General features: G+C 61.4%; 28 protein-coding genes. 9 read left to right on the top strand and 19 right to left on the bottom strand.

From position 1 onward, the window contains the following. Positions 1-130 precede the first annotated feature (130 nt). The 9 genes from HTY51_RS16635 to HTY51_RS16595 form a co-directional block, all read right to left on the bottom strand. Entirely contained in the window at positions 131-2,200 is a 2,070-nt protein-coding gene (locus HTY51_RS16635; RefSeq protein WP_174254320.1) for a copper-translocating P-type ATPase, read from the bottom strand. Between the two features lie 123 nt (positions 2,201-2,323). Next, positions 2,324-2,557, bottom strand: coding sequence for a DUF2933 domain-containing protein (locus HTY51_RS16630; RefSeq protein ID WP_174253773.1), 234 nt, complete (start codon positions 2,555-2,557; stop codon positions 2,324-2,326). Between the two features lie 23 nt (positions 2,558-2,580). Next, positions 2,581-2,817 carry an SHOCT domain-containing protein gene (locus HTY51_RS16625; protein ID WP_174253772.1) on the bottom strand — a complete coding sequence of 79 codons (237 nt, stop codon included), beginning with the start codon at positions 2,815-2,817 and terminating at the stop codon, positions 2,581-2,583. 16 nt (positions 2,818-2,833) lie between these two features. Beyond that, positions 2,834-3,304, bottom strand: a complete 471-nt coding sequence (locus HTY51_RS16620; RefSeq protein WP_174253771.1) for a hypothetical protein — start codon at positions 3,302-3,304, stop codon at positions 2,834-2,836. 83 nt (positions 3,305-3,387) lie between these two features. Continuing rightward, positions 3,388-3,729 (bottom strand): copper-binding protein, encoded by a 342-nt coding sequence (locus HTY51_RS16615; protein WP_174253770.1) that lies wholly within the window; start codon positions 3,727-3,729, stop codon positions 3,388-3,390. 70 nt (positions 3,730-3,799) lie between these two features. Next, a complete protein-coding gene (locus HTY51_RS16610) occupies positions 3,800-4,300 on the bottom strand; it encodes a plastocyanin/azurin family copper-binding protein (RefSeq protein ID WP_174253769.1) in 501 nt (166 codons plus the stop codon). 23 nt (positions 4,301-4,323) lie between these two features. Beyond that, entirely contained in the window at positions 4,324-5,736 is a 1,413-nt protein-coding gene (locus HTY51_RS16605; RefSeq protein ID WP_174253768.1) for a multicopper oxidase family protein, read from the bottom strand. 17 nt (positions 5,737-5,753) lie between these two features. Further along, positions 5,754-7,184, bottom strand: coding sequence for a TolC family protein (locus HTY51_RS16600; RefSeq protein ID WP_174253767.1), 1,431 nt, complete (start codon positions 7,182-7,184; stop codon positions 5,754-5,756). After that, on the bottom strand, positions 7,181-7,504 hold the full coding sequence (locus HTY51_RS16595; RefSeq protein WP_174253766.1) for a hypothetical protein: 324 nt from the start codon (positions 7,502-7,504) through the stop codon (positions 7,181-7,183). The genes HTY51_RS16600 and HTY51_RS16595 overlap by 4 nt, the downstream gene beginning before the upstream one ends. A gap of 152 nt (positions 7,505-7,656) precedes the next feature. Between HTY51_RS16595 and HTY51_RS16590 the strand changes: the two genes are divergently transcribed. The 4 genes from HTY51_RS16590 (at position 7,657) to HTY51_RS16575 (ending at position 10,483) form a co-directional block, all read left to right on the top strand. Further along, positions 7,657-8,340: a heavy metal response regulator transcription factor gene (locus HTY51_RS16590; protein WP_174253765.1), complete on the top strand. Its 684-nt coding sequence runs from the start codon at positions 7,657-7,659 to the stop codon at positions 8,338-8,340. Next, positions 8,341-9,726: a heavy metal sensor histidine kinase gene (locus HTY51_RS16585; RefSeq protein WP_174253764.1), complete on the top strand. Its 1,386-nt coding sequence runs from the start codon at positions 8,341-8,343 to the stop codon at positions 9,724-9,726. Positions 9,727-9,892: 166 nt separating this feature from the next. Then, on the top strand, positions 9,893-10,186 hold the full coding sequence (locus HTY51_RS16580; RefSeq protein WP_174253763.1) for a CopK family periplasmic copper-binding protein: 294 nt from the start codon (positions 9,893-9,895) through the stop codon (positions 10,184-10,186). Positions 10,187-10,279: 93 nt separating this feature from the next. After that, the gene (locus HTY51_RS16575) at positions 10,280-10,483 is read left to right on the top strand and encodes a hypothetical protein (RefSeq protein ID WP_174253762.1); all 204 of its coding nucleotides are present in this window, start codon (positions 10,280-10,282) and stop codon (positions 10,481-10,483) included. A gap of 163 nt (positions 10,484-10,646) precedes the next feature. On the opposite strand, the gene HTY51_RS16570 is transcribed toward HTY51_RS16575, so the two are convergent. The 8 genes from HTY51_RS16570 to HTY51_RS16535 form a co-directional block, all read right to left on the bottom strand. Then, complete coding sequence (locus HTY51_RS16570; RefSeq protein WP_174253761.1) at positions 10,647-11,024, bottom strand: hypothetical protein; 378 nt, start codon at positions 11,022-11,024, stop codon at positions 10,647-10,649. Between the two features lie 54 nt (positions 11,025-11,078). Continuing rightward, the gene (locus HTY51_RS16565) at positions 11,079-14,198 is read right to left on the bottom strand and encodes an efflux RND transporter permease subunit (protein WP_174253760.1); all 3,120 of its coding nucleotides are present in this window, start codon (positions 14,196-14,198) and stop codon (positions 11,079-11,081) included. Positions 14,199-14,214: 16 nt separating this feature from the next. Next, on the bottom strand, positions 14,215-15,336 hold the full coding sequence (locus tag HTY51_RS16560) for an efflux RND transporter periplasmic adaptor subunit (RefSeq protein ID WP_174253759.1): 1,122 nt from the start codon (positions 15,334-15,336) through the stop codon (positions 14,215-14,217). Continuing rightward, positions 15,333-15,884 carry a hypothetical protein gene (locus tag HTY51_RS16555; protein WP_174253758.1) on the bottom strand — a complete coding sequence of 184 codons (552 nt, stop codon included), beginning with the start codon at positions 15,882-15,884 and terminating at the stop codon, positions 15,333-15,335. The genes HTY51_RS16560 and HTY51_RS16555 overlap by 4 nt, the downstream gene beginning before the upstream one ends. A 13-nt stretch (positions 15,885-15,897) precedes the next feature. Then, entirely contained in the window at positions 15,898-17,196 is a 1,299-nt protein-coding gene (locus HTY51_RS16550; RefSeq protein WP_174253757.1) for a TolC family protein, read from the bottom strand. Between the two features lie 128 nt (positions 17,197-17,324). After that, positions 17,325-17,678 carry a cation efflux protein, CzcI family gene (gene czcI, locus HTY51_RS16545; protein ID WP_174253756.1) on the bottom strand — a complete coding sequence of 118 codons (354 nt, stop codon included), beginning with the start codon at positions 17,676-17,678 and terminating at the stop codon, positions 17,325-17,327. Between the two features lie 10 nt (positions 17,679-17,688). Further along, positions 17,689-17,940: a hypothetical protein gene (locus HTY51_RS16540; RefSeq protein ID WP_174253755.1), complete on the bottom strand. Its 252-nt coding sequence runs from the start codon at positions 17,938-17,940 to the stop codon at positions 17,689-17,691. A 77-nt stretch (positions 17,941-18,017) separates the two neighbouring features. Then, positions 18,018-18,461, bottom strand: coding sequence for a MerR family DNA-binding protein (locus HTY51_RS16535; protein WP_174253754.1), 444 nt, complete (start codon positions 18,459-18,461; stop codon positions 18,018-18,020). A 42-nt stretch (positions 18,462-18,503) separates the two neighbouring features. Here HTY51_RS16535 and merT point away from each other — a divergent pair, with 42 nt between their 5' ends. From merT to HTY51_RS18685, 3 genes are read left to right on the top strand one after another with little or no spacing between them, the layout of a single operon-like run. Further along, the gene (gene merT / locus HTY51_RS16530) at positions 18,504-18,878 is read left to right on the top strand and encodes a mercuric ion transporter MerT (protein ID WP_174253753.1); all 375 of its coding nucleotides are present in this window, start codon (positions 18,504-18,506) and stop codon (positions 18,876-18,878) included. A 15-nt stretch (positions 18,879-18,893) separates the two neighbouring features. Continuing rightward, positions 18,894-19,178, top strand: a complete 285-nt coding sequence (locus tag HTY51_RS16525; RefSeq protein WP_174253752.1) for a cation transporter — start codon at positions 18,894-18,896, stop codon at positions 19,176-19,178. After that, a complete protein-coding gene (locus tag HTY51_RS18685; protein WP_254606913.1) occupies positions 19,175-19,402 on the top strand; it encodes a GDCCVxC domain-containing (seleno)protein in 228 nt (75 codons plus the stop codon). Before HTY51_RS16525 ends, HTY51_RS18685 begins: the two co-directional genes overlap by 4 nt. Positions 19,403-19,502: 100 nt before the next feature. Here HTY51_RS18685 and lspA read toward each other — a convergent pair whose 3' ends face one another. Both lspA and HTY51_RS16515 read right to left on the bottom strand, forming a co-directional pair. Beyond that, the gene (gene lspA, locus HTY51_RS16520; RefSeq protein WP_174253751.1) at positions 19,503-19,997 is read right to left on the bottom strand and encodes a signal peptidase II; all 495 of its coding nucleotides are present in this window, start codon (positions 19,995-19,997) and stop codon (positions 19,503-19,505) included. Beyond that, positions 19,994-22,201, bottom strand: a complete 2,208-nt coding sequence (locus HTY51_RS16515) for a cation-translocating P-type ATPase (RefSeq protein ID WP_174253750.1) — start codon at positions 22,199-22,201, stop codon at positions 19,994-19,996. The genes lspA and HTY51_RS16515 overlap by 4 nt, the downstream gene beginning before the upstream one ends. A 94-nt stretch (positions 22,202-22,295) precedes the next feature. Between HTY51_RS16515 and HTY51_RS16510 the strand changes: the two genes are divergently transcribed. Continuing rightward, the gene (locus HTY51_RS16510) at positions 22,296-22,637 is read left to right on the top strand and encodes a YnfA family protein (protein ID WP_174253749.1); all 342 of its coding nucleotides are present in this window, start codon (positions 22,296-22,298) and stop codon (positions 22,635-22,637) included. 17 nt (positions 22,638-22,654) lie between these two features. Beyond that, the gene (cadR, locus tag HTY51_RS16505) at positions 22,655-23,122 is read left to right on the top strand and encodes a Cd(II)/Pb(II)-responsive transcriptional regulator (protein WP_174254319.1); all 468 of its coding nucleotides are present in this window, start codon (positions 22,655-22,657) and stop codon (positions 23,120-23,122) included. The last annotated feature ends 520 nt before the right edge of the window (positions 23,123-23,642 follow it).

The following is a 23,642-nucleotide window of genomic DNA, read 5'->3' as shown; positions in this document are numbered from 1 at the left end:
ACATAGCGTTCAGCGTCGCACTGGCCGGCAGGGCCAATGCGAGACTCAGCAACAGGGTGAGCAGCTTGCGCATGGACGAATTATAGGAATCTTTAGAGAGATCGCCTGCCTAGGTGATGCGCGTTGAGTCTCAGCGCCTTAAACGCAGGGCGTTCCCGATGACCGACACGGAACTTAGGCTCATCGCCAGAGCTGCGATTAGCGGCGACATCAGCCATCCCGTGAGAGGGTACAGCACGCCCGCCGCCACCGGAATGCCTAGAGCGTTGTAGAGAAACGCAAACATCAGGTTCTGTTTCATGTTGCGCACGGTAGACAGCGAGAGCTCACGCGCCACAGCGATACCGCGCAGATCGCCCTTGACCAGCGTCACCTGTGCGCTGTTCATGGCCACGTCGGTACCCGTACCCATGGCAATGCCTACATCGGCTTTGGCCAGCGCCGGCGCATCATTGATGCCATCGCCAGCCATGGCCACCACCCGGCCTTCGCGCTGCAGCTGCGCAACGAGGTTCAGCTTGTCTGCCGGTTGAACCTCACCATGCACTTCATCAATGCCAAGCTTCAGGCCCACGGCTTTGGCTGTGGTCAGACCGTCACCGGTCGCCATCACGACACGCAATCCCGCGGCCTTCAGGACCTCCAGTGCCTCAGGGGTGCTGGTCTTGATCGGATCAGACACTGCGAGCAAACCAGCGAACTCTCCATCGACAGCCAGATACATGACGCTGGCCCCCTCGGCTCGGAGTTTTTCTGCCTGCGGCATCAGACCGTCTACCCCGATACCCGACTGCTGCATCAAAGCGGTGTTACCTAGCAAGATTCTCTGACCTTGCACCAGGCCACGCACGCCTATCCCCGAGCTGGACTCAAACTGACCGGGCTTGTCCAGAGTCAAGCCCTGGGCCCGGGCGGCCTGGACGATGGCTTCGGCCAGCGGGTGTTCGCTGCCCTGGTCCAGACTGGCAGCCAGACGCAAGACTTCTTGATCCGTAAACCTGAGCGTGGCAATGGCTCGATTAAAGGCGGGTCGCCCCTCGGTCAGGGTCCCGGTCTTGTCAATGATCAGCGTGTCGATCTTGCGCAGGTTCTCAATCGCCGCTGCATCTCGGAAGAGCACACCCTGCGTGGCCCCTCGTCCCGTGGCGACCATGATGGACATGGGTGTCGCAAGACCCAGGGCACAGGGACACGCGATGATGAGCACCGCCACTGCATTGATCAGGCCAAACACCCAGCTTGGCTCGGGTCCGAAGAACCCCCAGGCCAGGAAGGTTGCCACGGCTATTGCCACGACCGCTAGCACGAAGCGCCCCGCCACCTGGTCGGCCATGCGCTGCAGAGGAGCCTTGGAGCGCTGTGCCTGGGCCACCATCTGCACGATCTGCGACAACACGGTAGCGGAGCCGACTTTCTCCGCCCGCATGATGAGCGCCCCGCTGATGTTGAGCGTCGCGCCGATCAGCTTATCCCCCGCCTGTTTGCGCACGGGCAGGGGTTCTCCCGTGAGCATCGATTCGTTCACCGCGCTCTGCCCTTCGACGACGGCGCCGTCCACTGGCACCTTTTCACCGGGACGGACACGCAGTAGGTCCCCGATGTGGACATGAGCCAGCGGAACGTCCTCTTCACCACCATCCGGGCGGATGCGTCGCGCGGTCTTGGGTGCAAGCCCGAGCAGCGAGCGGATCGCCGCAGATGTCTGCGACCGGGCCTTTAGCTCCAGCACTTGGCCCAGCAGGGTCAGGGAGATGATGACGGCCGCTGCCTCGTAGTACACGCCCACGCGCCCCATGGACATGAACGAGGCCGGGAACACCCCGGGGACCACAGTAGCGACCACGCTGTACAGAAAGGCCGCACCTGTGCCCAAGCCAATCAAGGTCCACATATTGAGACTGCGTTGCATGACCGATTGCCAGCCTCGGGTGAAGAAAGGCATGCCCGCCCACAAGACGATGGGCAGAGACAGGGCTAGCTCCAGCCAGGTCTGCACACCCATGTCAAGGCCCGGCACCCGGTGCCCGGCCATGGCCAGGGCGGTGACCACCACGGTCAGGGGCAAGGTCCACCAGAAGCGTCGCTGGAAGTCACGAAGTTCTGGAACGTCCTCTTCCTCCAGAGCGGGCATGACGGGTTCCAGCGTCATGCCGCACTTGGGACAGGTGCCAGGGCGGTTCTGCCGTATCTCCGGGTGCATGGGGCAGGTGTAGATCGTGCCAGCCGGCTGAACCGAAGGTGCTGCCGTCGCCGGCTCGGCATCTGGCACGTGCGCGTGATGATCGTTCGGATGGGGGGAATGATGCCGGGCGTGGTCCATGGTTCAGGTACCGTCTTTTCTGTGGTCGTGATGCGCGTGGTGCTTTCGATGCCCATGGAACAGGTGCATCAGGGGGCACAGCATCAGAACCAGATAGGGCCACCAGCCCAAAACATGCCCCCAGTGCTCTCGCAACAGGTAGAAAACGGCGATTACGGCCACCGCCGCCCAAGCCAAGATCAGTGGCCGTCGCCACAGAGGTGTGACTTCCTCTGGGGACTGTTGTGGTGCGTTCATATTGAGTCCACCTTCCACTGTGTTCAATGCGTGCCGGTATCCCTGTCCAGCAGTGTCTTGGCTTGTTCGTAGGCCTCTGGGGTGATCTCCCCCCTGGCCAAACGCCGCTGCAGGAGCTCGTGGGGTGATTCACGCTCCCGTCGGCCCGCACGTCGCTGTGGCGACCAGCCGGTGTACACCAGGGCCACCACCAGAATCAGCCAGAAGACCCACCAGAGAGCATGCATGCCCCCCATGTAGTACCCATGATCGAAGTACATGGCTTCATCTCCTCGATTACTTGATCGTCGGGGCCGGCGGCAGGCGGTCCATCATCATTTGCATCATGGACTCCATCATCTCCATGCGCTTTTCCATCATCTGCTGGCGTTCAGCCATATTGCCCGCCATGCCAGGACCACTTTGCATGCCACCCTGCATGCCTTGCATCCCTGACATGCCTCGCATCTGACCCATCATGGTCATGCCTTCCTGCATCACTTTCATGTGCTCGGCCATCAGCGCCTGGCGCTCCTCCGGCGTCTTGGCCGCGGCCATCTTCTCTCGCATAGCCTGCATGGCTTTCATATGCTGGTCCATCGCGGCCATGCGGTCAGCCCCCATGGACCGAGGCGCCGCGTTGCCTGGCGTCGCAGCGGCCGCGCCTGCGGGATGGTGCTCTTGATGCTCTTCCTTGCTTTGGGCATAGGCGCCGATGGGCACCGCAGCGACGCACAAGGCAGCGATGAGATTGCGGATATTGATCATGGCTCACTCCTGGTTGGTTTGAAGATGACTCTGCTCACGAGACCTGAGAGCAGGAGCAGCCAGAGCTGTCCTGCGGACAGGAATTACTTTTCGGGTTGGATGTCGGACACGAAGAACTTGCCTCCTTCAGTGACGGCCATGAACTTGATCTTGTCCCCAGGCTTGACGTTGTTCAGAACACTTTTGTCCTTGGCGGTGAAGACCATGGTCATACCCGGCATGTCTAGGTGCTTGATGTCGCCGTGCTTGATCGTGACCTTGCCTGCGGCCTGATCCACCTTGCGGACCTCACCGTCCGTCATCATGGCCGCCCCAGACATACTGGAAGTGCCGTGATCCATCATCGCCTGGGCTGAACTAATCAGAGGCCACGTCACCCCCAGAGACATGGCGCTGATCAGCAGAATTTTCTTGATTGCTTTCATGACGTTACTCCAAATGAATAGTAGTGAGTGCGCGATCTGGGGTTTGACTTAATTCGAGAACACCGAGCTCTCATCGTTTTCCGACTCGAACGACGCCCTTCATGCCGGCCTCATAGTGACCGGGCATCAGGCAAGCAAAATTCACGGGGCCGGCTTTGGTGAACTGCCAGACGATTTCGCCTTGCTTGCCAGGAGCCAGCGTGACCTTGCTGGGCTCGTCGTGCTCCATGTCAGGAAACTTCTTCATCTGCTCCAGATGCTCCATCAGCTCCTGTTGCGTTCCGAGACTGAGCTCGTGCTTGACCTTGCCGACGTTCTTGACCACGAACCGGATGGTCTCGCCTTGCTTGACCTGAACGTCTGCGGGCATGTAGCGCATGCTGTCGTTCATTTCGATGGTGATCGTGCGACTGACCCGTGCTGCCACGCCGGGCTTGCCGATCGCCGTATCTTCATCACCATGCCCGTGGCCGTGGCCACCGGCATGGTTGCCGCTGGCAAAAGCCGAGCTGGACAGGGCAATTGCCATCAGGGCCATCACTTTGGCCAGGGTCTGTGTTTCGTGCGTCATGGATATCTCCTTGGATTAAAAAATCAGTGCCCGCTGTGGGACTGAGGCTTGCGAACTTTGACTTCGGTTGGTTTGCTGGGTGCCTGCACCCTGGGCATGGATTGGCCACCTTCGGCCTTGAACCGTGCAGGCTCGCTGAGAGGGCCTTCGTATTCGTGAGCAACCGTACCTTCGGGATGCTTGAACCAGCCCGGATCCTTGTAGTCACCGGGTTTCTGATCGCGTCGCACCTTGAGCACGCTGAACATGCCACCCATCTCGACCGAGCCGAACGGTCCTTCACCGGTCATCATGGGAGCGGTGTTGTCCGGGAGGGGCATCTCCATCTCTGTCATATCCGCCATGCCACGCTCCCCCATGACCATATAGTCCGGGATCAGGTTGTTGATCTTCTTGGACAGGCCACGGTGATCTACCCCAATGAGCGTAGGTACGTTGTGTCCCATCGCGTTCATGGTGTGGTGGCTCTTGTGGCAGTGGAAAGCCCAATCGCCTTCCTCATCCGCGAGGAACTCAATCTGGCGCATCTGACCGACTGCGACATCGGTAGTCACCTCATACCAGCGCGTGCTCTTCGGGGTGGGCCCGCCATCGGTTCCGGTGACAAGAAATTCGTGCCCATGCAAATGAATCGGATGATTCGTCATGGTCAAATTACCGATGCGGATGCGCACCTTGTCGTTCAGGCCAACGTTGAGACTGTCAATGCCCGGGAAAATGCGGCTGTTCCAGCTCCAGAGATTGAAGTCCAGCATGGTCATGATCTTGGGCGTGTAGCTGCCCGGATCGATGTCGTAGGCATTGAGCAGGAAACAGAAATCCCGCTGTACCTCGTCGATCAGTGGATTCTTCACTTTCGGGTGGGTCACCCAGAAGCCCATCATGCCCATGGCCATCTGCGTCATCTCGTCGGCATGCGGGTGGTACATGAAGGTACCAGGCCGGCGCGCCACGAACTCATAGACAAAGGTCTTGCCCGGCTGAATGGCCGGCTGGTTCAAACCCGCCACACCATCCATACCGCTGGGCAGGCGTTGTCCATGCCAGTGAACGCTGGTGTGCTCCGGTAGCTTATTGGTTACGAAGATGCGCACGCGGTCGCCCTCGACCACCTCGATCGTAGGCCCGGGGCTCTGACCGTTGTAGCCCCAGAGATGGGCCTTGAAACCGGGGGCCATCTCGCGTACCACCGGCTCAGCCACTAGGTGGAACTCCTTGACTCCCTGGTTCATGCGCCAGGGCAAGGTCCAGCCGTTGAGCGTGACCACCGGGTTGTAGGGACGACCACTGTTGGGAACCAAGGGAGCCATGGTGTCCGGGCTGGTCTGCATGACCGGTTCGGGCAGAGCGGCCATGGCAGCGCGGCTGACCGAGGCGGCAGCCACAGCGCCGCCAGCAATACCTGCAAACTTGAAAAAATCTCTTCTGGATGTCATTGCGGATTCCTTGGAAATCAATGGCCAGGGGTGGCAGCTGCGGGAGCAGCCGCAGCCGCCAACGCCATATTGGTCGGACGCCCGATCAGTGAGGCCTGCAGAGCCGCGTCAGCCAGCCAGAACTGCTGCTCCGTATTGATGGCAGCGATCACCGTGCTAACTTGATCTCTGGCATCCGCCAGCAGCTCGAAAACGCCGATGATCATTCCGTTGTAGCGCAGTTGGTTCTCGTCCGAGATCACCTTGCGCAGCGGGACCACCTCATCGCGGTGATGGCGCGCCACGTCATAGGCGGTCCGGTAGGCCGAATAGCTCTCGCGCAGACTTGAGCCAGCCGAGCGAACCGTGGCTTCCAACTGATTCGCGGCTGCCAGCGTACGTGCGCTCATCGCGTCCCGCTGCATGCCACCCCAGTCGAAGATCGGTAACCGAATCCCAATTTCGTAGCCACGCGGATCGGAACGGCTGCCTGATGCACTGTCTGTATTCGTGTTGCGCATCGCCGTGAGCTCGATGTCGGTGAAGCTGGTGACGGTGGTCAGCCCCTGAGATCGGGCGTAGGCTTCATAGTTCGACAATGCGAGCCGGATATCCAGCCGGTTGCGCGTTGCGTGCGCACCAGCAGTCTGGGGATCCATCGCCTGTTTGGGCAGATCGGGAAGACGCTCGGGCAGCTTGAGGTCTTTGGCCTGTGCTTCATCCAGGCCGAGGCGACGCACCAACTCCTCGCGTGTCGCCGTCGCCTGATGGTTGGCCGTCGCCAGTCGCGTCGCGGCATCGGCGTAGAACGCCTGTTCGCGGGCACGGCTGATGCGGCTGAAGTTGCCGGCGGCCTGCATGCGACGCGCGATTTCCGCTGTCGCTTCCGCGCTCTCGTACACCTGACGAGCGTACCGAAGGGTCTGCTGGGCCGCAACTGCGCGCACCCAAGCCTGGCGGACCTGTGTGACCTGGTCTACCACGTCGCTGGTCAAACGCAGCTGCGATTGCTCGATGCGGTAGCGTGAGATGCCCTGGCGCGCTGGCAGCGTCAACAGATCCAGGAGGCCAAACGACAGCGAACGTCCGATCTCCAGCTCGTCGCCTGCGACCATGCGCTCGTAGCTGAAAAAGGGATTGGCGATCCGGCCGACCTGGGCCGCGTCGGCTGATTCTGCCCAACCCTGAGCAAGCAAGGCTTGCAGAGAAGCGCTGTTGACCAGGGCCAGCTGTACGGCTTCACGCTGGCCGAGCGGCTTGGCTAGAAGGGCCTGGGCCGCCTCGGCCCGCTCCTTGCGTTCCTGCTCCGTGCGCGAAAGCGTCAGCTTCTTCTCGGTGAAGCTGCTAGCCTCTTCATTCACACGATCGACGTTCTGTTCCAGGCTGACGCTAGCGCAGCCCGAAAGAACTGCCAGAGCTACGGCCGATACCGTGAGCTTGGCGCCGCGAGATGTCAGGGTGCGTCTCATGGTTTGGAACCTCCGTGATGCCCTTCATGGGCCGTGGCTGCAGGTGCCCCGTCCTTGGCAGGGTCCGCCGTTCTGGCTTCCCTGGCATAGGTGCGCCAGCCACCGATACGGCCGACGGTGTCGTTGGCCTCCTGCCAGGACTGGACCGGCTGGTCCGTGTAGGCCTGATAGCCATTCAGGGGCGAGGTGTAACTCAACTGGGCCGGAGGCGCCAGCGGCTTCTGTTCAGCTGCGGTCTGCGCCAGGGCTGAGCTGGCAAGCAAAGCCATGGTCCAGGGAAGCAATTTCCCGAAAGACAGGCTATGGGTAGGGATGGTCATGGATTCCTCTTAGGTTGAGACGTTGATCTCAGGGAGGATTCTGTAAATCTGGGCCCGTCAGAAAGCTGACTTCAAGATTACATTTCTGTAATCTTGAAGTCAGCGACCAGAAACTCGTCAAACTGACGCCCAGTCGACTGTGGAGTGCATGCGTGAAGATATTGATCGTTGAGGACGAGCACAAAACCGGGGAGTACCTGCGCCAGGGTCTGCGGGAAGCCGGTTTCGTGGTCGATCTGTCACGAGACGGAACGGACGGGCTGCACCAAGCCCTCCAGGAGCCCTACGATCTGGTCATCCTGGATGTCATGCTGCCTGGCATCGATGGCTGGCAGGTCCTTCATGGCATACGCAAACGCGGGCTGCAGATGCCGGTGTTGTTTCTTACGGCGCGTGACCAGGTGGAAGACCGCATCAAGGGCCTCGAACTTGGCGCCGACGACTATCTGGTCAAGCCGTTTTCCTTTGCCGAGTTGCTCGCCCGGGTACGGACCATCCTGCGGCGCGGGCGCAGTGGCACGGAGCCGACCTCGCTGCTGGTGGCCGATCTGGAGCTGGATCTGCTGCGCCGCCGTGTCACCCGGGGTGGCCGGAAAATCGATCTGACGGCCAAAGAATTCGGCTTGCTGGAGCTGCTCATGCGTCGCCGGGGTGAGGTCCTGCCACGCTCCCTGATCGCCTCCCAGGTGTGGGACATGAACTTCGATGGGGACACCAATGTCATCGAAGTGGCCATGCGGCGGCTGCGGGTCAAGATCGACGAAGGCCGTGATGTCAAGCTCATCCAGACGGTGCGCGGCATGGGCTACGTGCTTGAAGCCCCGGAGGAGTCCTGAGTGCTTCGATCCCTATCGCTGACTTCCCGTCTTAGCCTGTTTTTCACGTTGCTCTCGGCAGCGGTACTCTTGGGCCTGGGCGTGATTTTTCTGATGGCGACCGAGCGCCATTTCATTGACCTGGACGACATCGCTCTGCAAGACAAACAGCGTCTGGTTGGCGAACTGCTCGCCAGGTCCAACTCGACGCAGGACGCCCAAGTCCGATTGAAGGAGGCGCTGGATCATCACCATGGCCTCTATGTACTGATCAAAGACGCGCAGGGAAGCGTCTTTTTTGAATCAGACGATTTTAATTTGCCAGAAACGGAAGCACTGCCTGCCCCCGGTAGCGCTCAGAAATCCCTGCACTGGACCAGCCGCAGTCGCGGCTACCACGGGCTGGCCCAGTGGGTGGAAAGCGATCGCAGCAAATCGCCCCGCAGACTCATCCTGGTCGCCATCGATACCGAGCACCACACCCATTTCATGGCACAGTTGCAGCGCACCCTAGTGCTGTATGCCGTATTAGCCACGCTGGTCAGCGGATTCGCCGGCTGGTTCGCCGCGCACCAAGGCATGGCCCCGCTGCGCGCCATGAAATCAAGAGCCTCGGACGTCAGTGGCCAGCAGCTCAATCCTCGTATGCCGGTCGAGGCCGTGCCCGTCGAAATGGCGGATCTGGCCAACGAACTCAACCGCATGCTAGATCGGTTGCAGCAGGATTTCCAGAGGTTGTCCGATTTTTCATCCGATCTGGCGCATGAGCTGCGCACCCCCATCAGCAACCTCCTGACTCAGACGCAGGTCGCCTTGTCCAACCGGCGTGATGCCGACACCTATCGCGACATCCTGGCGTCCAACGCTGAGGAGTTCCAGCGCCTGGCGCGCATGGTGTCCGACATGCTGTTTCTGGCCAAGACCGAAGGAGGGATCCAGCTTCCCAGCAAAGGGCTTTTCTCTGCTGCCCAGGAAGCGCAGGCTCTACTGGACTTCTACGAGGCCGTGGCCGATGAAAAAAATGTCCGCATGAGCCTGCACGGCGGCGGCAACATCCTGGGTGACCGGCTGATGTTTCGTCGAGCGGTGAGCAACTTGTTGTCTAATGCACTACGGCATACGAATACTGCTGGCGAGGTCCACATCGAGATCAGCGACACCGAGAACGCGACCCAGGTCATAGTCGAAAACACGGGCGATGAGATCGATCCGAAAATCATGCCCAGGCTGTTCGACCGCTTCTATCGTGCGGATCCGTCACGGGCGCAGCCGGACTCAGAAGGCGCCGGTTTAGGACTGGCCATCACGCGCGCGATCGTGGAGGCACACGGGGGCAAGATCGAAGTTTCATCGGCTCAGGGCCGAACAAGATTTACTCTGTGGTTCATCAAAGTGAGCCCTATGTAAGCGAGGACATTAGCAACATCTTTGCGTGCTCAACGGAGCTGCAGACCTGACGCAAATGTAATCAGCGGCACATCTTCATGTCAGGGCCGATCGACAGAATACGGGACGTGCATTCGCACAAGGTGCATGAAGTAACAGTGCACCTGTATTCAAGAAAGGATCTGATATGAACTCCCGCATCACCTCGCTCTTCGCCGCCGTCGTGCTCAGCACCCTGGCATCGGGCGCTTTTGCCTCCGACTCGCTGGCAAACAATGTCGACAAGACCTACCGTCTCAAAGACGGCGGCACTGTGTTCGTTTTCAAGGACGGAAAACTTGCCATGGCCGACAAGTTCGACCGCGCCATTCATGTCTCCAAGGGACAAGTCGTGGAGACGGCTGATGGTCAGAAGATCTCCATGACCAGTAGCGAGAGTGCGCGCCTGGACTTCCTGCAGCGGCAAGGCCACGAGAACTGAAGCCCCATCTAGGCAAGCCAAGTTTGAGGAAGTGCTCTCGCTCTTGGCGCTGGACCTCACCGGTCTTGGCGATGATCTATCTCGCCAAGACCCATGACATTTTCACCATCAGGTGATAGTCACCGGATCGATCAGTTCTCCGTGGAACATGGCAAGCTAAGGCTTATTGCGACGCCTTTTTTGCCTGTTGCGCATCTTGCGCCGGCGCCAGTCCGCATACATCTGATGAATGCAGTAGACAGCGATCAGCGCCAGCACAGAGAGGATGACGATCCGGAAGAACGTCACAAAGGGTGATGACATCTGAGCCCCCTGGACTTCCAAGCTATCCGACACACCACATCAGAAAATTCCCGCACTCATGGAAAGCTCACTTTCATAGGCCAGCGGGTCTGAATCAGGCACTGAAGCCTGTCGGGGTTCACTCCAACAAATTCCAGTGATCTACATCGTTGCCGTCTTATGGTAGGACGAACCTGGCAGTCATGGTCTTCCCGGCTTGCTTGACCAAAGCTACGGCCTTGGTTCCTTTATTGACCTTGAACTCTCCGGCCGCACCAAGCCATTCACCCTGAGGCACGAGCGCCACCGCCTGTTTGTCGGCTCCGTTGAGCAAGGTCAGTGTGGCTGTCGCGTTGCTCACGTCGACCTTCTTGCCGTGATCGCGCAGGTAGAGGCGCAGCTTGTCCTTCTGTGCCACCAGTTCAAAGTCGATGTCGCGGGCTTCGGCGACCACGCCGCCATGCATGGGTTTCTCGGCGTGGCTGTGTGGGCCCGCAGCATACGCCACGGTGCCCGAGAAAAGCGCAAGCGCAGTAATGATTGCTAGCAACTTCATGGGATTTCCTTTCGTTGAGGTAGGACTGCAGGGGGAAACTTGGTTTGCACAGATTCAGAACGCCTCGGCATTGCGGTCGTCGAGCAAGCGTTCGGCATCCTTGCGGCCGAAGAGCCAGAACATGACGGGGGTCAGGTAGGTGTCGAGGAGGGTGGAGCTGATCAGGCCCGAGAAGATCACCACTGCCACGGGATGCAGTATCTCGGTGCCCGGACGCTCGGCCTCGAACAGCAGGGGAGCCAGTGCAAAGGCCGTGACCAGCGCCGTCATCAGGACCGGGCTGAGTCGCTCCATCGAGCCGCGCAGGATCATCTTGTGATCAAAACTTTCACCCTCGGTGCGCATGAGGTTCAGGTAGTGGCTGACTTTCAGGATGCCGTTGCGCACCGAGATGCCCGCCAGCGTGATGAAGCCCACCAGGGCCGCCACCGACAGCGGCTGCCCAGAGATCCACAGACCTAGCACCGCGCCCACCAGGGCTAGCGGGATGTTGCCCATGATCAAGACGGACAGGATGACCGACTTGTAGCGGCTGTACAGCACCACGAACATCAACACCAGTGAGACGATGGACAGCAGGCCGACCAGGCGTGAGGCTTCCTCCTGTGCCTGGAACTGCCCCCCCAGGGTGATGAAATAACCCTCGGGCAGCCGGGTTTCGGCGACAACCCGGCGGATGTCGGTCACGATGTCCGAGAGGGCCCGGCCCTGGGCGTTGGCCGAGAGCACGATACGGCGCTTGCCATCGTCGCGACTGATCTGGTTGGGGCCATCCCCGTCCTCGATGGTCGCGATGCGCGACAGAGGTATTCGACCTGAGGGCGTCTCCAGCAGGATGTTGCCCAGACCCTCGACCGAACGCGCGGATTCAGGCAAGCGCACCACCAGGGCAAAACGCCGGCTGCCCTCGACGATCTGGGTGATCTTTTCGCCTTCCACCAGGCTTTGCAGGGTGCTCAGGATCTGCGGGGTCGGCACGCCGTACTGCGCCGCAGCCGCGTAATCCACCCGGACCTTGATCTGAGGCGCCAGCACCTGCTTCTCGATTTCCAGGTCGGCGATACCGGGGATGGCCGCCAGCCGGCCACGCAACACATCGGCCTGCCCACGCAGCGTGTCCAGGTCATCGCCAAAGATCTTGATGGCGATCTGGGAACGTACACCCGAGAGCATGTGGTCGATGCGGTGTGAGATCGGCTGGCCGATGGATATGGCCGCCGGCAGGTTGACCAGACGCGAACGGATGTCGGCGGAGATCTCGCCCATGGTGCGTTTGAGCTCACCGGCAGGGAGCAGGCCCACGTCGAGCTCGCTGACGTGCACCCCTTCGGCGTGTTCATCCAGTTCGGCGCGACCACTGCGTCGGCCGACATGGACGACCTCAGGCACCTGCTTGACCAGCGTCTCGGCCTGCTGCGCCAGGGCAGAGGATTCGGACAGCGTCACGCCCGGGTTGAGCCGCAGCCCGATCAGCAGCGTCCCCTCGTTGAACGGCGGCAGGAAGGTCTTGGGGAAAAACGGCACCGCGACCAATGAAATCAGCACCGCGAGGGCCGCCGTGACCAGTGCTGCCCGAGGCCGGTTCAGCACGGCTTGCAGACTGCTCTGGTACTTGCGCTTGAGCCAGGCCAGCAGGCGAGTATCCCCATGGTCCAGGGACTTCATGCGTGGTAGCAGGTAGAAGGACAGCACCGGCGTGACCGTCACCGAGACCACCAGCGAAGCCAGTGTGGAGACGATGAAGGCGATGCCCAGCGGCACAAAAAGGCGCCCCTCCATGCCCGGCAGTGCAAACAAGGGCAGGAAGACCAGCACGATGATGACCGTGGCGTACAGGATGGCCGAGCGCACTTCCATGGTGGCTGCCCCTACCAGCTCCAGGGGGTGCAGGCGATGGTCAGAGTGTTGAGCGCGATCCACCTTGAGACGGCGCAGCACGTTCTCTACCCCCACCACGGCATCGTCGACCAGCCCCCCGATGGCGATGGCCAGGCCACCCAGCGTCATGGTGTTGATGGACAAGCCGAAGTAGCGGAACACGAGGGCCGTCACGAAGATCGACACCGGGATGGCGGTCAGAGCGATGATGGTCGGCCGCAGCGTGCCCAGGAAAAAGAACAGGATCAGTGCTACAAAAATAGAAGCGCCGATCAATTTCCCCTGCAAGGTGGTGATGGAGGACTCGATGAAGCTGGCCTGTCGGAACGTCACTTTCGGGCTGTCCATGCCGGCTGGCAGGGAACGCTGCATGGCTTCCAGCGCTGACTCGATGGAACGCGTCAGCGAGATGGTGTCCGCAGCTGGCTGCTTCTGCACACCCAGGATCACGGCCGGCTTACCTTCAAAGCCGGCATCGCCGCGTTTGATGGCTGGGGCAAAGGTCACATCGGCCAGCTGGCGCAGCAGGATGGGCTGGCCGTTGCGGGCGGTGAGCGCCAGGTTCTTCAGATCATCCAGGCGCGACGTGCGGCCCAGGTTGCGGATCAGGTACTCGCGGCCGTTGAGTTCCAGAAAACCGCCCGAGGTGTTGGAGGAATAGCCTTTGAGCGCCGTCTCCAGCTGCTCATGCGTGATGCCGAGTTCCCCCATGCGGCTGGTGTTGGGCTGGACCTGGAACTGACGTACCTCCCCCCCGATCGGGATGACCTGCGCCACCCCGGGGATGGCCATGAGGCGTGGGCGCAGCACCCAGTCGGCGTACTCCCTCACCTGCATGGGAGAGATCTTGCTCGTATCGATCGGGATCGCGATCTGCATGATCTCGCCCATGATCGAGCTGATGGGGCCCATGCGCGGGGTCACGCCGGGCGGCAGACCTTCCTCCATGGCAGAAAGCCGCTCCGACACCATCTGCCGGGCCCGGAAGATTTCCGTGCTCCAGTCGAAGGTGACGTAGATGAAAGACAGGCCCGCACTGGAGACGGATCGCACGCTCTCCACACCCGGCAGACCGTTCATGGTCGTCTCCAGGGGGAAAGTAAGGAGCTGTTCCACTTCTTCAGCGGCCATGCCGCCGGCCTCGGTCATGATGGTGACCGTGGGTTTGTTGAGGTCAGGGAACACATCCACCGGGGTGCGTGAAAGCGTGAACGCGCCGTAGGCCATGAGAACCAGGCTGGCGATGATCACCAGTAGCCGGTTGCCCAGGCTGTTATCGAGTAGCCACTTGAACATGATGCGGGGCCCCCGGTCAGCGGATCTGGTTGATCAGGGCTGCGGCCTGGGTAGCCACCCGGTCGCCGGCCTGCAGGCCGGAGGTGACGGCCACGGAGGCGCCATCCAGGGGCTCGACGGTGACCACGCGCGGCTCGAACTGCTCCGGTGCCTTCTTGACCCAGACCACAGACTGGTTGGCGGGATTTTTCATGAGCGAGGCGGTGGGGACACGCAGGCCGCTGACGCGTGTCGCGGTCTGGACGTAGACCTTCAAGGGTTGGCCCACGGCCAGGCTGGAGAGCGCCACACCTTCACCCCGGAACAGCATGGGCAACGCCTGTTCGCGCAAGCTGCGGGCCGCGCCGACAAAGTTCAGGCGTATGGATTGCGTCCCGATGGCGACGCTGGCACCCGCCACATTGCGGGCCACTTCGGCGTCGTAGGCCAGGGCCTCGATGCGCAGGCGCGCAGGGTTGATGACCTCAAAGACCAGTTCACGGGCGTCGACGACCTGGCCCGCAACGACGTGGCTGGAGGCGATCACGCCGGACACCGGGGCCACCAGAGCGTCGCGATTGCTCAGTCCCGCGCCCACAGCGGCCACACGCTCGCCCAGGCTGCTGACTTCGCTCTCAGCCGCTTCCAGTTCCTTGCGCGGCACCGTGTCTGCGAGCTCCTGCAGGCGAGCCAGGCGCTTCTCTGCGAGGCTCTTGGCTGCACGCAGTTCGGCCAGCTGGGCCGACTGGTTGGAACGCTCGATCTGCCCCGATGACGGAAGCACATAGGCCAGTACCTGACCTTTGCGCACGCTTTGACCCACATTGGGCAGACCTTGTGGGCCAGGCTCGATGCGGCCCGCAACCATGGCCTGGACCTTGCCACCGGCATTGGGATCCATCACCACCTTGCCTGCCAGCTCGATTGAGCGGGGCAGCTCGGCGACACTGACGGTGGTGGTGCGCACGTTCAACTGCCGCTGGGCTGGTTTGGGCAGGAAAACGCTGCCATCGGGCAGCCGCTTGGGGCCGTTGCCGCTGACGGCTGCGGGGGCATCGCCGTGGTCATGTCCTTCGCCAGCCCATGTCAAGACCGGGCTACCGATGAGCAAGGCCAGGGTGGTGAACGCGGAAATGATATTCAGGTAACGGTTTTTCATGCTGCACCTCCCAGGAAAGGATGACGACGGCCAAATCGGCGACGCAGGCCCCAGACGATCAGGATCAGAACCACAAGAGCCAGGCCGGCATAAAGCAGCCAGGCGAGGGTCCCGGTCTGAGCGTGGCTGTGTTCGTCCTCATGCAGATCCAGCTCACCCGCCAGCAGATCGGTTTCACGGGCAGTCACCACCGTGGCCATGACGGCGTGCTGTCCGGGGGGGAGTTCCTGGGTCATGGTGGCGACAAACTCGCCGACGCCCTGGCTCTGGAGCGGGATTTTTTGCCCGGCCAGTTCGAGTTCCAGGCGCGCCTCCGGTACCGGGCTGTTGTCGGCACTGTGGTCCAGATAGAGCGTGAGCTGCTTGCCCTGCAGGATGCCCACCAGTTCGAAGCTCTCGGACACCGCCGCAAAACGCGGTGAAGCAGCACCTTCGGTCATGGCTGGGGCATCGCCGTGGTCGTGGCCGGGGCCCGCCCAGCTGGACGGGGTGATGCCCAGCGTGAGGACCGTGAGGCCCAGGGCAAGAAGTTGTTGAAATCGTTTCATGGTTGTTTCCGTTTCACGGGGTGTTTTGCTGGGGCAGCAGGCCCAGGGCCTGGCGCAGGGCCGAGATGGTGGCGGCAAGCTCGACACGGGAGCGGGCGGCCTGCCGTTCGGCGGCGATGGCTTCCAGCTCGATACGCAGGCGCGTGGGCAGATCGGTCTCGCCAGCGCGAAAGGACTTCTCGAAGAAAACGCGTGATTCACGTGCCAGCTGGGCCCGCCGCTCTGCAGCAGTTAGCTGCGTACGGGCCGATTCCAGGCGGACCCGGACGCTGTCCAGCGTGGCCTGGATACGGTCCTGTTCCAGGGCAAGTTGCGTTTCGGCTTCGATGGCCTGGGCCTGGGCGGACGCAATGCTGGCGCGATTGCGGCTGTCTGAACCGAAGGGGATACGTACGCCGACGGTGACGCTTTGCTGGTAGTTTTCACCGGACACACCGCGATCCCGACTTGTGGCCAGCATCAGCTCAGGCGTGGCCCTTGTCCTGGCCTGGGCCAGTTCTGCTGATTTGCGAGCGATCTCGGCGCGGTTGAGTAGCTCCACCACTGCGGGGTGCCGATCTCCCAGAGCGGCTGCGTCCCGCGCCGGCTCCGGTACCGGCTCGGCAGGCAAAGCGTCGGGCTGTGCCGTGCTATCGACGGGCAAGGTCAAACCGCTCAGAGCGCGCAGGCGCTGACCTGCTGCCGCCAGCGCACTGGCGGCCTCGGCCAGCTCGGCTTCGGCACCGGCCTGTGCGCCTTCGGCCTGATGTTGATCGGCACGGGCCAGATCACCAGCCCGTACACGCCGGCTGACATCGGCCGTGAGCTGCTGGGCATTCAACAAGCGCTCACGCGCCAATGCGAAGCCGATACGGGCCGATTGCCACGACCAGTAGGCATCACGCACCTCGGCAGCCGTCTGCAGCTGCGCCAGCAGGGTACTGCTTGCCGTGGCACGCTGTTCGGCTTCCGCGACGGCCATGCTGCGGGAACGCTCGTTCGGCAGCCAAAGCGGGATGGCGACAGCCGCCGTGTATTCACGACGACCCAGGTTGTTATTCAGTTGGTCGGTCTGGCCCGACAGTTCCAGGGCGACGGGCTCCGCCGTCCAACTTGCCGCCGCTTCCTTGCGCGCTGCGGCAGCATCCTGGCGAGCTTGCAGTGACCTGGCTTCAGGCTGGCGCTGCCAGGCGGCATTGAACACTTCGGTCAGTGTGAGGGTCGGGGCAGTACCGGGGATGGCTGGCGGCGGCTTGAGCTGAGCCCAGGCACTGCCGACGCTCCAGCCCAGCACGGCCAGTGCAATGCAAAAATTTCGTTCGATTCGCTGCATGCGATTCTCCAATGTGTGAAAGACATCTGGGGAATCGGCGAGGTGCGATCCTGGGATCGCTACGGACAGACCAAGCGCATCAGCGATGCGCCGGGTCAGAGAGGGGGCAGAAGTGCCTACCTCGCCGATCAGGCGAGGTAGGCCCAGTTGGGCCGTTCAGGCAGGGTGGGATGCGGAGAAGAAAGCAGGAAGCGCTCGCGGGTGTTCACGTCGGCCGCCGAGTACAGCACCGGCACGATGGTAGATGCGTGCAAGGCGGTGGCACAGCCTGCGTGACAAACCGGGCAATCGGCATCGACGGCGCCGAGGGTCTTGGTACTGGTGTCGTCTTCGGCCTTCTTGTCCGCGTGGTGCTGATGCTCGTGATGGCCAAAATGTTGGGCTGCTGCATCGGCCTCATGCTGGCAATACGTGCTCACTGCTGCCCAGCTGAGTTGCAATGGGAGCAGTGCCAGCAGAAGGATGGGGAGCCAGCGGCGCATGGACGGCATTCTAGCGGGCCTGGCCGAAACCTTGAACAGACCCTTTGCGGTCAGGGGAAAACGCAGAAGCAGGCCGCTTGAGTTTGGAGCGCACCCGGACAACATTGCGGTTCATCTGAAGCCGGATGACGTTGATGAAGAACCACTTCTTCCAACCCGTGACGTTGGTGCCATGCTCGCGATAGAACGCATCCGGGTTTTCATAGACGCCCAGGTCCTGGTGATGCCTTCGCTCTGGATGTAGGTGTCGGTTCCGCGCCATGACACCGGCGTGTCCGCTAGGTTGCCCGCCTGGCCCAACAGCCTATCGGCGAGTTCCTGCCGCACCGCTGGAAGCTCTCATGTGGGTAGTGGGACTTGGTGTCTCTCCATGGCGGCGATAAGCGGACAACGAACGTTTCGTTTGCCAGCGCCGCATAGAAGAATCAACCCGGAGAGCGCGGCTTCCATCCGCTGAAGATCCGCGAGCTTGAGCCTGACTTCGGCCAGCTTTACCTCCGCCTTCACCCGGGCTTGAGCACAACTCGCCCCATCCTCAAGTTGAAGCAACTGCGCGGTCTCGTCCAAGCTGAAGCCCAGCCGCTTCGCTGCCTTGATGAAGTTGAGTCGCGACTGGTTGGTCGGGCCATAACGTCGAATGCTGCCCACAGGTCGATCTGGCTCCGGCATCAGTCCCTTGCGCTGATAGAACCGTATGGTCTCGACATTGACACCGGCCACCTTGGCGAGGTCCCCAATGGTCATGCCAGGGTCATTCAGTGAATGTGAAGGGGTATTGCTCATGATGCTTGACTCTGTACTTTGGTACGGAAGTAAGCTTATCCCATGTCAACAAGTTCTACCGATAACCCGGACCAGGCAACTGGTGGCGGCAAGGCCCTGATCGCTGGCGGTGTGTCGGCGCTACTTGCGTCGGCCTGCTGCCTGGGTCCCTTGGTGCTGATCATGCTGGGTATCTCCGGGGCCTGGATCGGCTCTCTGACAGTGCTTGAACCCTATCAGCCGCTGTTCGTTGGTGTAGCAGCGATTGCATTAGTGTTTGCAGCACGCCGGATATGGCGTCCGGCGGCAGCATGCGAGGTGGGTCAGGTCTGTGAGCACCCCCTAGTCAATCGGTCCTACAAGGTGCTGTTTGCTCTGGTAGTGCTACTGCTGGGCACATCGCTGGTAGCTCCCTGGATTGCTCACTGGTTCTACTGACAGAGAGGTTCTACGATGAAGCGATGGATCATTACAGGAGCAATGATGCTGCTTGTGGGGCCCAGTTGGGCCACCCAGAAAAGTGCGGTTCTCTCGGTTCCAGGGATGACGTGCCCGACTTGCCCGTTCACTGTCAAGAAGGCTTTGACACGAGTCGATGGGGTCATCGATGTCAAGTCCAATCTGACCAAGCGGGAGACCACAGTGGTGTTTGACGGTGCCAGGGTCACAGTGGACGCCCTGACCAGCGCAATCAAGAACGCCGGGTTCCCATCAACCCTCGTGTCTGTAAATCCATGACCGACGTAATCCTGCAATCTGTCCTCACCTGCCCCGAATGCGGCCATGTGAAAACCGAAGAAATGCCCACCGACGCCTGCCAGTGGTTCTATGAATGCGCAGAATGTCACGCTGTCTTACGCCCGAAGGCGGGTGACTGCTGCGTGTTCTGCTCGTTCGGATCAGTGCCGTGCCCCCCGATCCAGGTCGGCGGTGAATCCAGTTGCTGCAAGCCCACGGATTGATCGTTCGCTAGGTTGCATATGGCCAGCCTAGGTCAGGATGTAATGACCGAACGCTTACGAAACTCTTATGGGCAATGATCTTCGCTCCGCAATCAAGACATTAATGTTTTGGCTCAGTTTGTAAGGGGCTTTCTCGGAAAGTCGTCCAGAGTAGCAACGCTACGCCAATACTGATGAACACGTCGCCGAAGTTGAATGCAGGCCAGTGCATTCCATTCCAATGGAAATCAAGAAAGTCCACGACCTTCCCCGTGATCATGCGGTCCATCACATTACCGACGGCCCCGCCAAGTATCAGACTCAGGCCCAGTGCCTCGTAACGCGGACGTGGCGTTTTTACCAAGAACGCCAGCCAGCCAGACACAAACAGCGCCAGAACGATGAAAAAGTAACGCTGCCAGCCTCCGGCATCAGCCAGGAAGCTGAAGGCTGCACCGGGATTCAGTACATAAACCAGATTGAAAAACGAGCTGACAGGAACCTGCTCACCAAGCGTCAGCATTCCGTCTATCAGACTTTTGCTTGCCTGATCCAGTAGCGCTGCAGATAAGGCCAGACCATGCCAGCGCCAGTTTGAGATTGGCATGAAGTTCATTTGCGCAACAGCCTCAAGCCGTTGAACACCACGATCAGGCTCGCGCCCATGTCGGCGAACACAGCCATCCACATGGTGGCGCTGCCCAGGATGCTCAGCACCAGGAAGACCGATTTGATGCCCAGGGCCAGGACAATGTTCTGCCACAGCACGGCCCGGGTGCGGCGTGACAAGCGGATGAGTTCCGGGATGCGCCGCAGGTCGTCGTTCATGATGACCACGTCGGCTGCCTCCATGGCTGTGTCCGTGCCGGCAGCGCCCATGGCGATGCCGATGTCCGAGCGCGCCAGAGCGGGCGCATCGTTGATGCCGTCGCCTGTCATCGCGGTGACGCCGTATCGGCCTTGCATGTCCTCGATGGCTGTCAGCTTGTCTTCGGGCAGCAGGTTGCCGCGGGCATCGTCAATGCCGGCCTGCCGGGCGATGGTCTGCGCGGTGTCCGGGTTGTCGCCCGTCAGCATGACCGAGCGCACGCCCAGAGCGTAAAGTTCGGCCAGAGCCTCACGTGAACTCTCCTTGATGGTGTCGGCCACGGCAAAGATGGCCAGCACCTGGCTGTCCATGGCCAGCATCGTCACGGTGCGACCTTGCGCCTCATGTTCTGCCAGCCGCGCTTCGATGGCCGGGCTGCACAGGCCCCGCTCTTCGATCAGGCGATGGTTGCCCAGGACCAGTATCTGACCATCTACGCGAGCCTGGATGCCCCGGCCGGGCAGGGCCGTGAATTGTTCCAGTTGCCCATTGCCCCGATCCAGATCCTGCGCGATGGCCTTGGACACGGGGTGATCGGAATGAGCTGCCAGGTCTCCCGCCCAGCGCAGCACCTGTGCTTCCTGGAGCGGCGAGGGCAGGACCTCGGTGGCCACCAGTTTGGGCTTGCCCTCGGTAATGGTCCCGGTCTTGTCCAGCGCGATGACCTTGATCTTGTGCGCGCCTTCCAGGTAGACCCCGCCCTTGATGAGGATGCCGCGTCGCGCTGCCGAGGCCAGGCTGCTGACCACCGTGACCGGCGTGGCGATGACCAGGGCACAGGGGCAGGCGATAACCAGCAGGACCAGTGCCTTGTACAGGGCCGCCATCCAACTGAGCTCCATGAGCCAGGGCGTCAGCAACGCCACGGCCACGGCAAGCGCGAACACTGCCGGGGTGTAGATGGCGGCGAAGCGGTCCACAAACTGCTGGGTCGGCGCCCGGCTGCCCTGGGCCTGTTCTACGGCCTGGATGATGCGGGCCAGCGTGGTGTTGCCGGCGGCGGCGGTCACGCGCACTTCGAGCGCGCCGGTGCCGTTGATGGTGCCTGCGAAGACCTGCTCACCCACCGCCTTGTCGATGGGCATGCTTTCGCCCGTCACGGGCGCCTGGTTGACCGCACTGTTGCCATCGACGACCACACCGTCAAGCGGAATGCGCGCACCGGGCTTGACCCGGACCACGGCGTCCAAGGCCACGTCGGCAGCCGCAGCCAGCAACCAGTCGCCGTCGGGCTGTTTGACCTCGGCCGTATCCGGCGTGAGATCCAGCAGGCTCTTGATCGCATTGCGCGCCCGGTCCACGGCCCGCGCCTCGATGAGTTCTGCAATGGCATAGAGAGCCATCACCATGGCCGCTTCGGGCCACTGGCCGATCAGGAAGGCGCCTGTCACAGCCACCGTCATCAGGGCGCTGATATTCAGTCGCCCTTGCCGCAACGCGGTCAAGCCCTTGCGGTAGGTTGAAAAGCCGGCCAGCCAGATGGCCGCCGCCGCCAGGGCCATGCCGGCCCCTTTGTAGACAGCGGTCTCCGGCGCGAAAAAGTCCAGCAGCTCAGCGGCGATGGCCAGCAGCAGGGAGGCGCCCAGACGCCCCAGCCCTGCGGCACTGGGGGCGTGCTGATCAGCCTGTTCCAACGGTGTTACGGGCTGGGGATCAAAGCCGGCCTGGCGGATGGCGTCCAGGGCGCGCGGCAGGACTTCAGCGGGGGCATCGATGCGCAAGGTGCGCGCCGACAGCTGGAAGCCCAGGCCCCGCACGCCGACGATGGCGGCCAGCGCACGCCGGATCTCGCTTTCCTCGGATGCACAGTCCATTGTCGGAATGCGGAAAACCGTGCCGGAGGTGTCGGGTTGTCCACCCTCGATGCAGGCGGGCGCGGGCATGCTGCTGCAGCCGCTCTCGCAAGCGCATCCGATGTCCTTGTCCGGTTCTGAGCTGTTCTGTCCTTGCATTTCTACTCCTTGTTGAACGGAATTAGAAACCCTGTAGCGGCTATAGAGTCAAGCCGCTAAGATGCAATAACCCTGACACCCTATCCGCCTTGCCATGCTTGAAACCCTGCGCGCCTCAGTTCTGTTCGTCCTCACCGCCGTGGCGGAGATTGTCGGCTGCTACCTGCCCTGGTTGGTGCTGGTCCAGGGACGCACCCCATGGCTGCTGCTGCCAGCGGCGCTGGCCTTGGCATTTTTTGCCTGGCTGCTGACCCTGCACCCGCAGGCCGCTGGTCGTACCTATGCGGCCTATGGCGGTGTCTATGTAGTGGTGGCGCTGCTTTGGCTCTGGCGTGTGGATGGTGTCGCGCCCACCCGTTGGGATATTTTGGGCGGCGCTATCTGCCTGCTGGGTATGGCCCTGATTGCTTTCCAGCCTCTAACGGTTGCAGCCTGACCCGGGAGACGTGCATGATGAAGATCGGTGATCTGTCCAAACGGACCCAGACCCAGGTCGAGACCATCCGGTACTACGAGCATGAAGGTCTGCTCCCCGAGCCGGAGCGCACAGAAAGCAACTACAGAATCTATGGTGAGGTCCATGCCGAACGGCTGGCCTTCATCCGCCATTGCCGCAGTCTGGACATGACGCTGGATGAAATTCGGCAGCTGCTGCGCTTCAAGGACGACCCCGCAGCGGACTGCGGTGACGTGAATGCACTACTAGATGCGCACATCGGTCATGTGGCTGACCGGATCCGGGAGCTGCGTGCTCTGGAGAAACAGCTCAAGAGCCTGCGCGAGCGTTGCTGCGATGCTCAGCTTGCCGCAAGCTGTGGAATTCTCGGTGAGTTGTCTCGGCCGACCAACGATAAAGATTCGAGAGATTCTTCAAAGAGTCACGTCCGCAAATCTCACCTTTCTGTTGCGGGAAGAGATTGATTCGCGGCAAGCCCAGAGTCGTCGGCAGATCCTCGTACACAACTAGCCTCCTCGATACCCAGGGGGATTCGAAGCCCAACCATCGCCAGAGCCTGTCTTCTGTTGATGAGCCTGCGCTTGCGGACTACAACGAGACCAACAAACTGTCTCCGTCTATCGCCGCGAAGATGCAGCGTTCTGCTGAAAGCTCTAGCGTCGAGGAGCCGCTCCTTTGAGCACTGAGGGGCCGCTATGCGGTCGCAACTGGACGGTCAGGATTCCGAAGTGACAGGCAGAAATCGCTGCCTAGCAGTCGTTCAAGTTATATGTGCGACCTACTGCAACGGGTCGTCCCCTGGCATGGGAAAAGCTTCCTAGTCTCAGAAGCCTCCAACCGAGTGGGTCCAATTGCCCTTGGTAGGCCCTCAGTAGCAAAACTACCCCGATTGCTTCGATCCCCTTGGAGATCGATCCGATGGCTTCAACGCCACTCCCACGGCCGAAAGCCCCTTTTTCGTATATGCAATGGAAAACCGCGTCA

The sequence above is a fragment of the Rhodoferax sp. BAB1 genome, assembly GCF_013334205.1.
In the GTDB taxonomy this organism is placed as follows: domain Bacteria; phylum Pseudomonadota; class Gammaproteobacteria; order Burkholderiales; family Burkholderiaceae_C; genus Hylemonella.
Note: the sequence above shows the minus strand (reverse complement) of the source record. Positions and strands in the feature narration are given on the sequence as shown.

What these genes read in the sequence shown, in the direction of transcription:
- HTY51_RS16620 (WP_174253771.1), bottom strand. Translation starts at nt 3,304, where the DNA reads ATGATCAATATCCGCAATCTCATCGCTGCCTTGTGCGTCGCTGCGGTG.
- lspA (WP_174253751.1), bottom strand. Translation starts at nt 19,997, where the DNA reads ATGAACTTCATGCCAATCTCAAACTGGCGCTGGCATGGTCTGGCCTTA.
- HTY51_RS16635 (WP_174254320.1), bottom strand. Translation starts at nt 2,200, where the DNA reads ATGCACCCGGAGATACGGCAGAACCGCCCTGGCACCTGTCCCAAGTGC.
- HTY51_RS16540 (WP_174253755.1), bottom strand. Translation starts at nt 17,940, where the DNA reads ATGGCGCGGAACCGACACCTACATCCAGAGCGAAGGCATCACCAGGAC.
- HTY51_RS16555 (WP_174253758.1), bottom strand. Translation starts at nt 15,884, where the DNA reads ATGAAACGATTTCAACAACTTCTTGCCCTGGGCCTCACGGTCCTCACG.
- HTY51_RS16510 (WP_174253749.1), top strand. Translation starts at nt 22,296, where the DNA reads ATGCTTGAAACCCTGCGCGCCTCAGTTCTGTTCGTCCTCACCGCCGTG.
- HTY51_RS16535 (WP_174253754.1), bottom strand. Translation starts at nt 18,461, where the DNA reads ATGAGCAATACCCCTTCACATTCACTGAATGACCCTGGCATGACCATT.
- HTY51_RS16580 (WP_174253763.1), top strand. Translation starts at nt 9,893, where the DNA reads ATGAACTCCCGCATCACCTCGCTCTTCGCCGCCGTCGTGCTCAGCACC.
- HTY51_RS16565 (WP_174253760.1), bottom strand. Translation starts at nt 14,198, where the DNA reads ATGTTCAAGTGGCTACTCGATAACAGCCTGGGCAACCGGCTACTGGTG.
- HTY51_RS16575 (WP_174253762.1), top strand. Translation starts at nt 10,280, where the DNA reads ATGACATTTTCACCATCAGGTGATAGTCACCGGATCGATCAGTTCTCC.
- HTY51_RS16560 (WP_174253759.1), bottom strand. Translation starts at nt 15,336, where the DNA reads ATGAAAAACCGTTACCTGAATATCATTTCCGCGTTCACCACCCTGGCC.
- czcI (WP_174253756.1), bottom strand. Translation starts at nt 17,678, where the DNA reads ATGCGCCGCTGGCTCCCCATCCTTCTGCTGGCACTGCTCCCATTGCAA.
- merT (WP_174253753.1), top strand. Translation starts at nt 18,504, where the DNA reads ATGTCAACAAGTTCTACCGATAACCCGGACCAGGCAACTGGTGGCGGC.
- HTY51_RS16610 (WP_174253769.1), bottom strand. Translation starts at nt 4,300, where the DNA reads ATGACGCACGAAACACAGACCCTGGCCAAAGTGATGGCCCTGATGGCA.
- cadR (WP_174254319.1), top strand. Translation starts at nt 22,655, where the DNA reads ATGAAGATCGGTGATCTGTCCAAACGGACCCAGACCCAGGTCGAGACC.
- HTY51_RS16600 (WP_174253767.1), bottom strand. Translation starts at nt 7,184, where the DNA reads ATGAGACGCACCCTGACATCTCGCGGCGCCAAGCTCACGGTATCGGCC.
- HTY51_RS16630 (WP_174253773.1), bottom strand. Translation starts at nt 2,557, where the DNA reads ATGAACGCACCACAACAGTCCCCAGAGGAAGTCACACCTCTGTGGCGA.
- HTY51_RS16570 (WP_174253761.1), bottom strand. Translation starts at nt 11,024, where the DNA reads ATGAAGTTGCTAGCAATCATTACTGCGCTTGCGCTTTTCTCGGGCACC.
- HTY51_RS18685 (WP_254606913.1), top strand. Translation starts at nt 19,175, where the DNA reads ATGACCGACGTAATCCTGCAATCTGTCCTCACCTGCCCCGAATGCGGC.
- HTY51_RS16625 (WP_174253772.1), bottom strand. Translation starts at nt 2,817, where the DNA reads ATGTACTTCGATCATGGGTACTACATGGGGGGCATGCATGCTCTCTGG.
- HTY51_RS16525 (WP_174253752.1), top strand. Translation starts at nt 18,894, where the DNA reads ATGAAGCGATGGATCATTACAGGAGCAATGATGCTGCTTGTGGGGCCC.
- HTY51_RS16595 (WP_174253766.1), bottom strand. Translation starts at nt 7,504, where the DNA reads ATGACCATCCCTACCCATAGCCTGTCTTTCGGGAAATTGCTTCCCTGG.
- HTY51_RS16615 (WP_174253770.1), bottom strand. Translation starts at nt 3,729, where the DNA reads ATGAAAGCAATCAAGAAAATTCTGCTGATCAGCGCCATGTCTCTGGGG.
- HTY51_RS16515 (WP_174253750.1), bottom strand. Translation starts at nt 22,201, where the DNA reads ATGCAAGGACAGAACAGCTCAGAACCGGACAAGGACATCGGATGCGCT.
- HTY51_RS16605 (WP_174253768.1), bottom strand. Translation starts at nt 5,736, where the DNA reads ATGACATCCAGAAGAGATTTTTTCAAGTTTGCAGGTATTGCTGGCGGC.
- HTY51_RS16550 (WP_174253757.1), bottom strand. Translation starts at nt 17,196, where the DNA reads ATGCAGCGAATCGAACGAAATTTTTGCATTGCACTGGCCGTGCTGGGC.